Origin of the sequence: Trinickia sp. EG282A (assembly GCF_040965455.1) — a bacterium.
GTDB classification, from domain to species: domain Bacteria; phylum Pseudomonadota; class Gammaproteobacteria; order Burkholderiales; family Burkholderiaceae; genus Trinickia; species Trinickia symbiotica.
Map to the genome: position 1 here is coordinate 178,519 of NZ_JBFRCC010000005.1, position 13,207 is coordinate 191,725.

Annotated in this window: 15 protein-coding genes; 6 read left to right on the forward strand and 9 right to left on the reverse strand. The window is 61.2% G+C overall.

The features are described 5' to 3' along the window. Window positions 1-19: 19 nt before the first annotated feature. Window positions 20-328: a c-type cytochrome gene (locus AB4Y31_RS23680; RefSeq protein WP_368676100.1), complete on the reverse strand. Its 309-nt coding sequence runs from the start codon at window positions 326-328 to the stop codon at window positions 20-22. A gap of 439 nt (window positions 329-767) precedes the next feature. Next, window positions 768-980 carry a hypothetical protein gene (locus AB4Y31_RS23685; RefSeq protein ID WP_368676101.1) on the reverse strand — a complete coding sequence of 71 codons (213 nt, stop codon included), beginning with the start codon at window positions 978-980 and terminating at the stop codon, window positions 768-770. 280 nt (window positions 981-1,260) lie between these two features. On the opposite strand from AB4Y31_RS23685, the gene AB4Y31_RS23690 reads away from it, so the two are divergent. Both AB4Y31_RS23690 and AB4Y31_RS23695 read left to right on the forward strand, forming a co-directional pair. Continuing rightward, window positions 1,261-1,719: a universal stress protein gene (locus tag AB4Y31_RS23690; protein WP_368676102.1), complete on the forward strand. Its 459-nt coding sequence runs from the start codon at window positions 1,261-1,263 to the stop codon at window positions 1,717-1,719. Between the two features lie 331 nt (window positions 1,720-2,050). Continuing rightward, on the forward strand, window positions 2,051-3,523 hold the full coding sequence (locus AB4Y31_RS23695; protein ID WP_368676103.1) for a PAS domain S-box protein: 1,473 nt from the start codon (window positions 2,051-2,053) through the stop codon (window positions 3,521-3,523). A gap of 158 nt (window positions 3,524-3,681) precedes the next feature. On the opposite strand, the gene AB4Y31_RS23700 is transcribed toward AB4Y31_RS23695, so the two are convergent. The 7 genes from AB4Y31_RS23700 to AB4Y31_RS23730 form a co-directional block, all read right to left on the reverse strand. Next, window positions 3,682-3,873, reverse strand: coding sequence for a DUF2964 family protein (locus tag AB4Y31_RS23700; protein WP_368676104.1), 192 nt, complete (start codon window positions 3,871-3,873; stop codon window positions 3,682-3,684). Window positions 3,874-3,914: 41 nt separating this feature from the next. Next, entirely contained in the window at window positions 3,915-4,400 is a 486-nt protein-coding gene (locus AB4Y31_RS23705) for a universal stress protein (RefSeq protein ID WP_368676105.1), read from the reverse strand. Window positions 4,401-4,622: 222 nt separating this feature from the next. Continuing rightward, on the reverse strand, window positions 4,623-5,405 hold the full coding sequence (hutC, locus tag AB4Y31_RS23710) for a histidine utilization repressor (protein WP_368676106.1): 783 nt from the start codon (window positions 5,403-5,405) through the stop codon (window positions 4,623-4,625). 41 nt (window positions 5,406-5,446) lie between these two features. Then, window positions 5,447-6,316, reverse strand: coding sequence for an amino acid ABC transporter ATP-binding protein (locus AB4Y31_RS23715; RefSeq protein ID WP_102606885.1), 870 nt, complete (start codon window positions 6,314-6,316; stop codon window positions 5,447-5,449). 20 nt (window positions 6,317-6,336) lie between these two features. Next, window positions 6,337-6,999 (reverse strand): amino acid ABC transporter permease, encoded by a 663-nt coding sequence (locus tag AB4Y31_RS23720; protein WP_102607088.1) that lies wholly within the window; start codon window positions 6,997-6,999, stop codon window positions 6,337-6,339. 10 nt (window positions 7,000-7,009) lie between these two features. After that, window positions 7,010-7,660 carry an amino acid ABC transporter permease gene (locus AB4Y31_RS23725; protein WP_102606884.1) on the reverse strand — a complete coding sequence of 217 codons (651 nt, stop codon included), beginning with the start codon at window positions 7,658-7,660 and terminating at the stop codon, window positions 7,010-7,012. A gap of 37 nt (window positions 7,661-7,697) precedes the next feature. Then, window positions 7,698-8,525 (reverse strand): transporter substrate-binding domain-containing protein, encoded by an 828-nt coding sequence (locus AB4Y31_RS23730; RefSeq protein ID WP_102606883.1) that lies wholly within the window; start codon window positions 8,523-8,525, stop codon window positions 7,698-7,700. 244 nt (window positions 8,526-8,769) lie between these two features. Between AB4Y31_RS23730 and AB4Y31_RS23735 the strand changes: the two genes are divergently transcribed. From AB4Y31_RS23735 to AB4Y31_RS23750, 4 genes are all read left to right on the forward strand, one after another. Further along, the gene (locus AB4Y31_RS23735; protein ID WP_368676107.1) at window positions 8,770-9,753 is read left to right on the forward strand and encodes an isopenicillin N synthase family dioxygenase; all 984 of its coding nucleotides are present in this window, start codon (window positions 8,770-8,772) and stop codon (window positions 9,751-9,753) included. Further along, window positions 9,750-11,153, forward strand: a complete 1,404-nt coding sequence (locus tag AB4Y31_RS23740) for an FAD-binding oxidoreductase (RefSeq protein ID WP_368676108.1) — start codon at window positions 9,750-9,752, stop codon at window positions 11,151-11,153. The genes AB4Y31_RS23735 and AB4Y31_RS23740 overlap by 4 nt, the downstream gene beginning before the upstream one ends. A gap of 186 nt (window positions 11,154-11,339) precedes the next feature. Beyond that, a complete protein-coding gene (locus AB4Y31_RS23745) occupies window positions 11,340-12,416 on the forward strand; it encodes an endonuclease/exonuclease/phosphatase family protein (protein ID WP_368676109.1) in 1,077 nt (358 codons plus the stop codon). Between the two features lie 177 nt (window positions 12,417-12,593). Further along, window positions 12,594-13,184: a hypothetical protein gene (locus AB4Y31_RS23750; RefSeq protein ID WP_368676110.1), complete on the forward strand. Its 591-nt coding sequence runs from the start codon at window positions 12,594-12,596 to the stop codon at window positions 13,182-13,184. Window positions 13,185-13,207: the final 23 nt, after the last annotated feature.

Here is a 13,207-nt window from a genome sequence, read left to right on the forward strand (position 1 = left end):
TGCGGCGTACACGGCGGTGTCACTGGCTCAAGACCCATTGCACGAGCGTGCGCGCGTCCTGCTGCGAGATTGGCCCCCCGCGTTCCGAGGGTGATGGCATCGGGGTGTCGCCCCAATGAGCCCTACCTCCCTTGCGTAGCTTGTGCTCGAGCATCACGCTCGCGTTCGGTTGATCACGATAGCGCTCAGCAATCTGACGGAACGACGGTGCGAGAAACGGCGCGTCGATCGTATGGCAGAACATGCAGTGCTGCCGGTCGATCAGGTCGGTGGGCTCCGGCTTTGCCGATGCCGTCCAACATTGCAAGCCGGCCAGTAGGCCGGCCATTCCGATCATCCATCGTTTATGCAAACCATTCATCACGAGCACCCGAGTGCGCCTTTCGCGTTGATTTCAGTCTACGGGTGCGGGTGCATTTCGCGTTGACACGCGTCAAGCGGGACGCGCGCGGGCGACCAGCCGAGGTTGTCGGAGCGTCCGACATCGCGTCAACGCGGGGCCGACCGGGTCCGCGACGGAAGTAACGTGCACATGGGACGGCCGGCATCTATCGATTCGGCGATGAGTTGATGCGCGTCAACCGGGCCGGCTCGGTGCTGTCTAGAGTGGTCTTACTCCGTCTCGTGCCGACCGACCGCGAGCCTGCATTGGGGTTGTAACTGGACCGACGGAATAGTCCGATGCGAGAGTGACTTCTCGGGGCTCAGGGGAATTCGCTTGACACTACTAGCCGACGGGCGCCAACGAGGCATTCATTATGACGATGTCAGGAAGGGTCAGCGACAGCGATTGGGCGGTTTCGGCTACGGTCGATCCGGTATCCGGTGGTTTTACCTGCGCGATCGAGGTTGAGCACAGCGATGAAACGCGAAAATTCGCGCACCAATTCAAGCATCACCGAGTCTTCGAGACGGAGCGGGAAGCGGTGCTCGATGGCTTGCGCGAGGGATTGGTCTGGATCGAACGGAAGATGGCGCACTCGATCCTTTGTAGCGGAGACGGGTGATCAAATCCGATGAGCATTGATGCAGGACGCGAAGGCCGAACTGCATTGGAACCCCCTATCGACACTAGCCATATCGATGTGAAAGTTCACAACGGAACGCTTACGTTGAGCGGCACGGTCCCCACCTGCGCGCCGCATTTGAAACCATAAGGCGTCAATGCGAAGCTCAGTGCATGGCACGATGCTGACATTGAGGCGGCGCGGTTGCCAATTGGGTGGCCAACCGTCCCGTAGCCTGTGAGGCGAGAACATCATGGCTTATCGAAGAATCATGCTGGCCGTGGACGGCAGCGCGTCATCGAAGCGGGCCACGCTGGAAGCGACGCGAATCGCCGCGCTTGCGCAAGCATCGGTGCTCGCGGTCCACGTCGTCGACCTCAAGTCGCTTCTTGCATCCGGCGAGGCTTATGCGCAGTCCTTGAAGGGCAACAGGGAGGGACACATCATCCTTGCCGAAGCGCGCGACGTCCTTCGATCCGCCGGAATCGCAAGCGAGGAAGAACTCGTCGAGACGAATGGGACAGGCGATGACATAGCAAGTTGTCTAGAGCGCTGTGCATCGCGTTGCGCGGCGGATCTCGTGGTCATGGGAACGCACGGCCGGCGTGGCGTCAAACGGTTGATGCATGGCAGCGTGGCCGCGCGATTTCTGACCTTTTCCACTCGTCCTGTCCTGGTCGTGCGGGCTGACAGCGACGAGGAAAGCACATAACGCCACGCCGGAAGGCGAAGCGACTGGACATTGGCATGCCGCACGATTCAGGTTAGAGGTGGCCATTTCCATCGGGTTGACGGGCGTCAATCAACTTTTCGGGGCGCGTCGTGCCTGCTGAAAGCGGGCTGGGGCGTCATTGGACGCATCTCAGGTCGTTCGTCATACCTAAGCCGTCGCCTTCCTATGTTGACGGCGCGTTCTGTATGAGTCAGCACACCGCTGCGTTCAGCGCGGTTATAAAATCGCGTGACAGCGTCAATTGGGCTGAGCCGAGAGTTGCGGACTGTGCGTTACGACAGTCGAGCCGAATTAATCCCCGGAGACTGAATTGGAGCCCCGCAAGCCGCTGATCGGTCTGCGCCAGCAACTCTTCCAACAGGTGGTGGAAGCGGCACCCAACGCCATGGTGATGGCGGACCGGGACGGCCGTATTGTCTTCGGTAACGCACAGATGGAAAAGCTTTTCGGCTATTCGCGCGAGGAGCTGCTCGGGATCAGTGTGGATCGCCTGGTGCCGGAGCGCTTTCGCGCCGCCCACGCTGACTTCCGTCATGCCTTTTACGCCGACCTGAAAACTCGCCCGATGGGCATGGGCCGCGACCTCTTCGCCCTGCGCAAGGACGGCTCCGAATTCCCGGTCGAGATCGGACTCAATCCGGTCACGACAGACGAGGGAGTATTCGTCCTCGCGGCAATCGCGGATATCACCGAGCGCAGGCGGCTGGAGGAGCGTTTCCGTCAAGTGGTGGAAGCGGCCCCGAACGCAATGGTGATGGTGGACCGCGAGGGGCGAATCGTCCTCGTCAATTCCCAGACGGAAAAGCTGTTCGCCTATGCCCGCGAGGAGCTCTTCGCGAAGTCTATCGAAACACTGGTACCGGAGCGTTTGCGTGGGGGACATCACAGCTATCGCGAAGCGTATTTCGACGAGTTGCAGCCTAGGCCAATGGGCTCGGGCCGCGATCTTTACGGACGTCGCAAGGATGGTTCGGAATTTCCGGTCGAAATCGGGCTCAATCCCGTGCGGACTTCGGAGGAGGTGTTCGTCCTTGCTGCCATCGCGGACATCACGCAGCGCAAGCGGGCGGAGCACGAACTGCTGAGAAGCACGGAGGAGCTCAAGGAGTCGCGCGCGGAACTCCAGCGCCTTTCCGCGAATATCCAACACGTACGCGAAGAAGAAAAGGCACGTGTCGCTCGCGAGCTGCATGACGACCTCGGCCAACAACTGGCCGCGCTCAAGATCGAGGTCGGCAAGATCGAAAACCGTGCGGAAGGCGCGAGGACCGCAATGAGCGGAGCCGACCTTGGCAATGTCGAAGACTTGATCGATCGGCTTGTCGTATCCGTGAGGCGTATCGCAGCCGATTTGCGCCCTGCGATTCTCGACGATCTCGGTCTGCTTCCGGCAATCGAATGGTTCACAGACGAGTTTACGTCACGGCATCGCGTTCGCGTCATCAGACATATCGCGGCCGACGATATCGAGTTCAACCGCAAGAGCGCGACGGCAATATTCCGGATTGTTCAGGAATCGATGATGAACGTTGCGCGGCATGCGGGTGCGACCGAGGTGACACTCGAAATCGAGTGCAAGGGAGCGAACTGTGTCGTGACTATCACGGACAACGGCCATGGCTGTCCAAGCGATGAGCGCCCATCGCCCAACTCGTTTGGTCTGCTGGGCATGCGTGAACGCGCGGCGGGGCTCAACGGCGAGCTATCGATCCGGACGGCGCCGGGCCGGGGCTTTGCGTTATCCGTTTCATTGCCTCTTGCGGCGATAGTGGGCCCGGAGTGAAGTGCGAGCGCGCCCAGCCAGCAATCCCAATTCGTTCATAGCATCACCGTACCGGTCGACCCGAAGGCTCGACGTTCGTTTCCCCTTGTTAAGCCCGGCGCAGGTGACGTCAACGCCCACGAGTTTGCGGCCGCTGACGCTTGCCTCGAAGTCTGCAATCAAGCGTCGTCCCGCGGCGACGGATTGAGCAGAAGGACGAACGCGGCCACCCCGACGACGATCGCGCCAATGCCGTAGTGAAACGCTTCATCAGTATCGAACACAAGACCGCGAATGGCCATGCCAAGACCGGCCAGCACGGCGAATACCGAAATTGTCGCGAGAGCGATGCGAACCCTGCTTTGTACCATGGCCTTATCCTTGCCGCGATGCGAGACCCACGCGCTACTGATCAAGCTGCCATCACTTCGTGCTTCGGCGCGGCCGCCTCAACACCACCAGGAACGAGCAACACGGGACAGCAGGACATCCGCACGAGCCGTTCGGCAACGCTGCCGAGCAGAAACCGCTTGACGCCTCGACGCCCATGCGTGCCCATGACGATAAGGTCGCAGCCGGTCGCGCGCGCCTCTTCGAGAATGCGCTCGGCGACGGTGCCGCCCGGCGCATCGGCCTCGACGACGCGCGCGGTACCCCTGACATTCTCGCGCTGCATCAGCGCTTGCGATTCGGCTTTCAGTTGTTCGCCTTGTTGCTGAAGTGCGTCGCGCACGATCGATGGATCGAAGCCCGGTGCTTGATAAGCCACGATTGGCACATCGATGACGAATAGCGGTATCAGTTCCGCCCCGGTTTCGCGTGCGAGCGAGAGTGCGAAGCCGAGCGCGCGCTGGGCGCTTTCGCTGCCGTCGATCGGCGCGAGGATGCGTTGGTACATGTTCGATCCTACCTGTGCGGACGTTGAGAACGGCGCAACCGGAGCGCTGCGCTTGATTGCAGTGTAGGAGCGGCATTGATTTGCCAAGTTGACGCCAATCAAGTGAGCGCGGCTAGAGCTGCGTCAATTGCGGTTCGCCGGAAAGCTTGGGCGCCGTGCGGATCGCTCTATGAAGAGTCTCGAGGCAGACTCCTAACGCTGCCGAAACCCATCGCAGCGTCATCATCCCTGAAACCGCGCATCTCCCGGCCGAAAGCGACACCCGAGCCGATATCTCGAACCCGGATGCACGAAACGTGCGAACGTCACTGCCGCGCCGGTCATCCAGGTGCGTCTCACGAGCACAAGGCATGGCTCATCAAGGCTGATTTCGAGGAGCGTCGCTTCGGCGCGAGTCGGCAGGCACGCATCGACGACGTGCTCGATCTCGTGCGCGGGCAAGGTCGCGGCGAGGTACTCCGATGGCTGCAGCGCATTGAAGTCCTGCTCCAGGAAATCCGGCACGGCAGCTGGGTTCACATAGCGATCCTCGAGCCGCACCGGCACGCCATTCTCGCGATGAACGCCGACCAGATGAAACACGGATGAGCTGGGCGGCAAGCCGAGCGCGTTCGAGACGGCGAGCGGCGCGCTCTCGCGTTGCACGAGCACGGTCTGGTAGTCATATTCATGACCCCGCGCGCGAATTTCCTCGCCGATATGCGCGATCATGAGCAGCGTCGACTGCGGCTTTGCCTCGGCCACGAAAGTGCCCACGCCCGAATGCCGCGTGATCCATCCTTCCCCGGTCAGCTCTCGCAGCGCGCGGTTGATCGTCATGCGCGAGACGCCGAGCGATTCGACGAGATCCAGCTCGGAGGGAATGCGGTCTCCGGGTTGCCAGGCACCCGATTCGATCTTTCCGCGAATGAAGCTTTTGACCCGCGCGTAGCGCGCCATCGGCATGTCGGACTCGCCTGCATTGTCCGCGGTGGGGGTGGGCTTCACCGACGTCGGTGCCGGCATGCCTGGTCTCCTCGCTCTTCGGGGTAGCGTGGCAGACATCATCAAGCGGGCTCGTCTTGCGCGCCCCGCGACCAGAACGCATTGCGATCGAAGTAGTTCTGCAGAAACTGGCGCAGGCGCGGATGCTTCGCGTCGTGGAATACTTCGCGCGGCTTGCCTTGCACCGCGATGCGCCCTTGATCGATGAACACGACCTTGTCCGCCACCTGCGCCGCAAAACCCATTTCGTGCGTGACGACGGCCATTGTCATGCCATCGCGCGCGAGCTGCTTCATTACCTGCAAAACTTCACCGACGAGCTCGGGATCGAGCGCCGAAGTCGGTTCATCGAAGAGCATGATGTGCGGCTCCATCGCGAGCGCGCGCGCGATCGCCACGCGCTGCTGTTGGCCGCCGGACAGCTTCGCCGGATAAGCGTCGCCCTTGTGCGACAGGCCGACCGTCTCGAGCATCAGGTCGGCGCGCGCACGCGCCTCGTGGCGCGAGAACCGCCGCACGCGCAGCAGCGCCTCCATTACATTGTCGAGCGCGCTCATGTGAGGCCATAGATTGAACTGCTGAAACACCATGCCGATATTGCGCCGCACGCGATTGATCTCTGCGCTCGATGCGCGTACGCGCCGCCCGTGTCGCTCGCGGTATCCGAGCAGTTCGCCTTCGATGCGCACTTCGCCTTCATCATAGGTTTCGAGCCCGGCGAGACAGCGCAGCAGCGTGCTCTTGCCCGAGCCTGAAGGGCCGATCACGCAGACGACTTCCGACTTGCCGATGTCGAGATCGATGCCGCGCAGTACTTCGGTTTCGTTGAAGCGCTTATGCAAGCCGCGCACTTCCACGAGCGGCGCAACGGACGCATTCACGAAGATCGGCCCCTCGTTGACTTCGGAGGGAGAAAGCGGGGAATCGATCATGGCAGGCGAGTCCGATACGTTCAAGCAAGAAAGCGGGTCACGCGTGCTTCGACCCAGATCCCGGCGCGCGAGGCAAGCTCGACGAGCACGAGATAGCAGACGCACAGTGCAAGCAAGGTCTCGACGAACGCGAACGTCGCCGAACCGATGCCCGTCAGCACGAACGTCAGCTCCGGCACGGTGACGATGGAGAGCACTGCCGTTTCCTTGCTGAGCACGATGATGAGGTTGATCAACGCGGGCACGATCAGCACCAGCATCTGGGGAATCTGGATGCGCCGAACGGTCTGCCAGCGCGTGAGGCCGAGACACGACGCCGCTTCCAGATGGCCACGAGGCACCGCCCCGAAGCCCGAGCGGAAGGCCTCGGCGAAATACGCGCTGCCATAGAGCCCGAGGCCGAGAACGCCGGCGGTGAGCGGCTCGAGCGTAAGGCCGAACGAGGGCCCACCGTAATAGAGCAGAAAGAGCTGCACGAGAAACGGCGTGCCGCGAAAGAGCTCGATATAGACGCGCAGCGCGCCGCGCACCCATCGTCCGCAAAAGAGGTGCGCGAGCGCGATCAAGAAACCGATGACGATGCCGAGCGCGACACCGACCACCCACGTGCCGAGCGTCGTCGCGAATCCCGCGCCGATGGCGGGTAGATTGTGCGTGAGAATGGTGGGATCGAATTGCTGCATGGCGACCGTCTCAGGCGTGCTGCAAGCGTAATTCGGCGGCGTGCGCGGCAAATGAAAGCGCGCCGCAGATCACGAAGTAGATGAGGCCCGCCGCGGCATACGCTTCGAGCGGACGATAGCTGCTCGCTGCGATGTTTTGCGCGGTGCGCGTGATTTCGGCCACGCCCACGACGGAGATCAGCGACGACGCCTTGATGAGCAGCACCATCTCGTTGACCAGCGAGGGCAGCGTGAGCCGGAACGCCTGGGGCACCTGAATACGGCGCAACATGTCGAGCGGCGAAAGCCCCAGCATCTGCGCGGCTTCGAGCTGCCCCGGCGGAATACTCAGGAAGCCGCCGCGCAGGATTTCAGCAACATAGGAAGCCGAGCAGAGCGCCACCGTGCTGATGGCTGCGACGAGCGGCGGCACGTTGATGCCCACGAACGGCAGCAGGTAATACACGAGCAGCAGTTGCACGAGCATCGGCACGCCGCGGAAGAAGAATACGTAAGCGCCGCCCGCCATCTTCCATATCTTGATGGAAGATAGCCGCGCGCTACACACCGCAACCGCGACGAAGAAACCGATCAACAGGCCCGCGAGCGAAATGCCAACCGTGGCGAGCGCCGCGTGCAACAAGAGCGGCACGCCTTGAGCGAACACACTCAGGCTGAACATGGCATCGGTTTCCCTGAAAAAAATCCGGGAACGTGCTTCAGTAGTTCGGGACGGGCATCGTGGAAGGCACGTCCATCGCTACGCCGAACCACTTCTTCTGCAGCGTGGCGAGACGGCCGTCCTTGTTCAGCTTCACGAGGGCTGCGTTGAAAGCATCGAGGAGCGATTTGCTGTCCGCATCTTTGCGTAGGCAGTAGGCGAAGTACACCTTCGCGCCGAAGGGCGGCTGCACCACGGCGAACGTTTCGGGCCGCTGCTTGGCCACGTAGGCGATGTTGGTCATCGAGTTCGCCACGGCCACGATACGGCCGGCCGCCAGATCCGCATACGCCTGATTGTTGTCGATGTACTCACGCACTTCCGGCGGCTTCGGCAGCGTGGCGACGTAGGCCTTCAACTGATCGAGCTGCGCCGAACCCTTGCCGCCGCCCACCACCTTGCCCGATACATCGGATGATTGCTTGATGGTCGAATCGTTGGCGCGCTTGAGAAAGGCATCGGTGGCATCGGCGATGGGCAGCGTGTACGCATAGCGCTCCATGCGCGCCTTCGTCACCGTAAGCGGGCCGCCGACCATGTCGAACTTTCCCGCTTCGAGGCCGGGCAGCACGCTCGGCCACGGCAGGTCGATGAAGCGCACCTTTACACCGAGTTCCTTGCCGATCTCGGCGAACAGGTCCTTGTTGAAGCCTGCTTGCTGGCCGTTCTCCAAAAAGTCGAACGGCGCGAACTGCATTTCGGTGCCGACGACGAGCTCGCCTGCCTTCTTCACCTTCGCAAGCTGATCCTCAGCGTAGGCGCACGCACTCGCGGCACACAGCGCGACCATCAGTACATGTCGTTTCCAGCCTGCAAGCATCTTCATGAGACGTCTCCGAGGTGGCGCGCGAGAGGGCGCGGTGGTCGAGCGTTGGGCTCAGTATATACCGCGAAAATTTGCGTACGGGAACAAAAAAACGATGCTCGGTTTCACTGATGCGGGCTCGTCCGCCGATCAATGAAAAGGCCGACAAAAACGCCTTGCATTGCAGCTTGCATGTGCCGTTTTGGCGGTATATACAACGTAAGAAGCGTGCACGCCGCACGCTCTCCACCGCGAGGAACCGCCGATGCCCGCTGCTCGAATTCCCGTGATCGACTTCGCCGGCGTGATCGAGGGCGATGCCGCCGCGCTTGCGCGCGCGGGGCGTGAAATCCATCAGGCGTGCACCACGATCGGCTTTTTCTACATCGTGAACCACGGCGTGCCGCAAACCGTCATCGACGCGGCCGCCGAGGCGGCGCGCACGTTCTTCGCGTTTCCGGTGGAGACGAAGCGGCGCGCAGCGGTAAATCAACGTCATCGCGGCTTCAACTCGCTCGGCGATGCGACCATGTATCAGGCGAAGAAGCCCGATTACAAGGAATTCTTCAGCATCGGCCTCGAATTGCCGGAAGACGATCCGGACGTGCTGGCGGGCCAGGCGCTGCGCGGGCCGAACAATTGGCCGGACTTCATGCCCGCGTTGCGCCCGGTGCTCTACGGCTATTACGAGGCGATCGGCGCATGCGGCGCGCATCTGCTGCGCGCCGTGGCGGCGAGCCTCGGCATCGACGAGCAGTTTTTCGCGGCACGTTATGGCAAGCGGATGCAGCGCACGCAGATGGTCTACTATCCGCCGCAACCTCCACAGTCTGACGCCGACCAGTTCGGCGTCGCGCCGCACACGGACTACGGCTGTATCACGCTCTTGTGGCAGGACGACGTAGGCGGCCTACAGGTGCGCGAAATTGCGAGCGATACATGGATCGATGCGCCGCCCATGCCGGGCAGCTTCGTGGTGAACGTAGGCGACTTGCTCGCACGCTGGACGAACGATCGCTTCAGATCGACGTTGCATCGCGTCATCAACGCATCGGGCCGCGAACGCTATTCGATCGCGACGTTCTATGACCCGACTTACGACGCCATCGTCGATCCGGTCGATCTCCGCACGCCTGCCGCAGACTCGCGCTATGCGCCGGTCGCGGCAGGCGACTATATTCTCGGGCGCATCAACGACTCCATGGGCTACCGCAAGAAGCGCGCGGCAGAGCGGGGCACGGCTGCATGAGCGGTGCATCGTCAGCCGTGCTAGAGCGCGTCATCGCCGCGCTGCGCGGCGCGCTCGGCGATGACGGTGTGCGCACCGGTCAGGCGATACCCGAGCAGGCGATGACCGACTGGACCGGCCATGCGCCGATGCGTCCCGCGGCGCTGCTGCTGCCGCGCTCGACCGATGACGTTGCGCGCTCGCTTGCCATCTGTAACGAAGCGGGTCAGCCCGTGGTGCCGCAAGGCGGCATGACCGGGCTCGCGGGCGCCGCGATCGCCCGTGCCGATGATATTGCGCTGTCGCTGGCGCGGTTCGCGGGCATCGACGAAATCGATCCGGCCTCCGCCACGATGACCGTGCGCGCGGGTACGACGTTACAGGCCGCTCAGGACGCCGCGAGCGCGGCGGGTTTCGAGCTCGGGCTCGATCTTGGCGCGCGCGGCTCGTGTCAAATCGGCGGCAACCTCGCGACGAATGCCGGCGGCAATCGCGTCATCCAGTCGGGGACGGCGCGCGATCAGGTGCTCGGTCTCGAAGTGGTGCTCGCGAGCGGTGCGGTACTGAGCTCGATGACCAAGATGACGAAGAACAACACGGGTTACGACTTGAAGCAGCTTTTCATCGGCTCGGAAGGGACGCTCGGCATCATCACGCGGGCCGTGCTGCGTCTCAATCCGCCGCGCGGGCGGCGCCATACGGCGCTCGTTGCGGTCGATGGTTACGATGCGGTGGTGAAGTTGTTGCGATCGTTGTCGGCGCGCTTCGGCAACGACATCGGCGCTTTCGAGATCATGTGGCCGGACTTTTTCGATTTCGGCGTTGCGCTGACGGCGCATGCGCGCTCGCCGTTCGCGGCGGCGCATCCGCTCTATGCGCTGATCGAGCATGCCGGGCTCGATGCGTCAGACGAGGGTGAAGCGTTCTTTGCCGTGCTGGCAGAGGCGCTCGATGCCGGTCTCGTGCGCGACGCGGTGCTTGCGCAGTCGGTCGCCGATGCACGCGCGCTTTGGGCCGTGCGCGAATGCACCGCCGAGTTTCCCTCGCGCATGGATCCGGTCAACTTCGACGTGAGCCTACCCATCGGTCTCATCGGCGAGTTCGTCGATGTGTGCCGCGCGGCGCTGGATAAGCGCTGGCCTTTGAACCGCAGCTACTTTTTCGGGCATATCGGCGACTCGAATCTGCATGTCACCGTGGACGGGCATTCGATTCCAGGCGTCGCGCACGACGACGTTTACGGCTTTGTCTACGAGATGCTCGCGCCGTATGGCGGATCGGTTTCGGCCGAGCATGGCATCGGATTGCTCAAGCGCGCCTACTTGCCGTTCTCGCGTTCGCCCGAAGAGCTTGCGGCCATGCGCGCGATCAAGGCGGCGCTCGATCCCAAGGGCATTCTCAATCCGGGCAAGGTGATCTGAGCTGCCGTATCCGAGCGCATAGCCGCTTGCAAGGCTTTACGGGTTATGATTTTGCCGCGGACGCAATGGTGCGCTACACTTCGATCGAAAAAAGCGCTTTCGAACCAAGCCACCAGAGACTGCACGAAAGAGAACATTGCCCACAAACGCGGATCCGCCGTCGTCCGGTTTTATCCAGAGGAAAAAATGACAATCAAACTCATGGTCTGGAACGCGCAGCATATGGACAATCAATCTTCTTTGAAACATTCTGGAGCGTTCAAGGAAAAGATCGACTTTCTCGACAAATACCTCGCGATGCAGAAGGACATCGACGTGCTAGCTTTTCTAGAAACGGGAAAGACGGGGAACGTCAATCAGACGCTGGAAAATGAGCTGTTGAAGACGAAAACCACCTACGTTCCTGTCGGTCATCTGGCGCAGGAGGGCGGAGCGTTCAAGAATACGACGCTCGGGATCAGCGTGTACGTCCGTTCAGACGTCGAGTCCGATTTTTGGATGGCAAACTTCACGTATGTGCTGAATCACAAGGAAAGACGGGCGCCGGTGACCATTCAACACAAAAGCGGGAAATATTTTTCATTCTATCACGCGAATGCCAATGAACGAACGTCTTTTGGATTTATAAGAGAGGCTATTCAATATATAAAGCAAAGCGAGAACGCGGGTGATGAATTGGTGTTGTTCGCGGGCGACATGAATTACGATTACCACAAGATGAACGAACAACTTGAAAAGCTCACCAAACTGGGTCCGGACGGCCCGGGATTCACGCATAGCAAGTTTCAGATCGTCAGGACCAGAAAGCTGGCCGAGGATATGGCGCGGCGCTATGAAAGCGTCATCAATTCCAGCAAGCTCAAGGCTCACTTCAACCGAACCTATGCCAGGAATCGGCAGGAGCAAAAGGAATTCATCAACTTACTTTCCACGGGTGCCGTTTTGGATAAGAGGCAAGCGACGAGACTCGAAAAATTGGATCGGTATGTCAAGGAGATCGATGCGGCCTTCGTTGTCGCGGAAGGCCAATACGACCGACAGTATACGGTATTCGAGAATGTTGTTCCGAAGGAAAGCGTGGTCGTGACCAACCGCTTTCTCGATTACGCATTTGTTGACGAAAAATCGAAGTGGAGCGCGGTTTGCCACGGCTCGATTTCGGTGATCAACGTCGCGGGTGTGGTGATCCAGCAGCGGTTTTGTGCCGGTTTGCCCATGCGAAGCGACCATTTTCCGGTCATTTATACGTACGCAGATGCTTGAGGCAAGTCGGCCTCAGTGGCGCGCACGCAGCATCTTTGCGCGCCGGTCCTGTAGCGCAGGTAGAAACTCTTCCCTTGCGACTGGCGGACCGTGCCAGTACGGGGCTTCGACAGCCAGTTCGAATACCCGAGAATCTCGTGAGAGTTCTTGGGGACGTTGTAACTGAGCAGGAAACGCATGAACCAAAAAATGAAGACGATCTCGATTGCTGTTGCCGCAATCGCGAGCTTGATGTGTGCCAACGCATACGCCACCCGTAACGCCGGCGGTGTGGATGACGCCGAGGGGGCTTACGCCGTGTTGTTCCCGCTGGCGCAGGCGGTACCGAAGCCGCGATTGACGCCGGGCGCACTGAATCCCGATGTGACACAGGCGACGATACATTCTACGATTTGCGTGAAGGGCTATACGCGCACCATTCGGCCAGAGGAAGGTTACACGCGGCGCCTCAAGCGAGAGCAGATCGCCGCATACGGCTACAGCGACCGACGGCTGCGTGACTACGAGGAAGATCATCTCGTGAGCCTGGAACTCGGCGGCTCGCCGACGGACCCGCGCAACCTTTGGCCCCAACCGCATCACGTCGTCGGAGGATGGGGCTCGTACGCAAAGGACCGCCTCGAAAACAAGCTGAAAAGTCTGGTATGCAAAGGTCGCCTGCCGCTGGCCGATGCGCAGAGCGCAATCGCGAGCGACTGGATCGGTGCCTATAAGCGGTTTGTCGGCCCGGCGGCGGACGACACGCGCGAGCGCAGATACGGAGACTGACGCACACTGCTACTTGCGAACGA

Excerpts from the sequence above, each read along its gene's own strand:
- AB4Y31_RS23680 (WP_368676100.1), bottom strand. The coding sequence starts at position 328 with ATGGCCGGCCTACTGGCCGGCTTGCAATGTTGGACGGCATCGGCAAAG.
- AB4Y31_RS23690 (WP_368676102.1), top strand. The coding sequence starts at position 1,261 with ATGGCTTATCGAAGAATCATGCTGGCCGTGGACGGCAGCGCGTCATCG.
- AB4Y31_RS23700 (WP_368676104.1), bottom strand. The coding sequence starts at position 3,873 with ATGGTACAAAGCAGGGTTCGCATCGCTCTCGCGACAATTTCGGTATTC.
- AB4Y31_RS23705 (WP_368676105.1), bottom strand. The coding sequence starts at position 4,400 with ATGTACCAACGCATCCTCGCGCCGATCGACGGCAGCGAAAGCGCCCAG.
- hutC (WP_368676106.1), bottom strand. The coding sequence starts at position 5,405 with ATGCCGGCACCGACGTCGGTGAAGCCCACCCCCACCGCGGACAATGCA.
- AB4Y31_RS23715 (WP_102606885.1), bottom strand. The coding sequence starts at position 6,316 with ATGATCGATTCCCCGCTTTCTCCCTCCGAAGTCAACGAGGGGCCGATC.
- AB4Y31_RS23720 (WP_102607088.1), bottom strand. The coding sequence starts at position 6,999 with ATGCAGCAATTCGATCCCACCATTCTCACGCACAATCTACCCGCCATC.
- AB4Y31_RS23725 (WP_102606884.1), bottom strand. The coding sequence starts at position 7,660 with ATGTTCAGCCTGAGTGTGTTCGCTCAAGGCGTGCCGCTCTTGTTGCAC.
- AB4Y31_RS23730 (WP_102606883.1), bottom strand. The coding sequence starts at position 8,525 with ATGAAGATGCTTGCAGGCTGGAAACGACATGTACTGATGGTCGCGCTG.
- AB4Y31_RS23735 (WP_368676107.1), top strand. The coding sequence starts at position 8,770 with ATGCCCGCTGCTCGAATTCCCGTGATCGACTTCGCCGGCGTGATCGAG.
- AB4Y31_RS23740 (WP_368676108.1), top strand. The coding sequence starts at position 9,750 with ATGAGCGGTGCATCGTCAGCCGTGCTAGAGCGCGTCATCGCCGCGCTG.
- AB4Y31_RS23745 (WP_368676109.1), top strand. The coding sequence starts at position 11,340 with ATGACAATCAAACTCATGGTCTGGAACGCGCAGCATATGGACAATCAA.
- AB4Y31_RS23750 (WP_368676110.1), top strand. The coding sequence starts at position 12,594 with ATGAACCAAAAAATGAAGACGATCTCGATTGCTGTTGCCGCAATCGCG.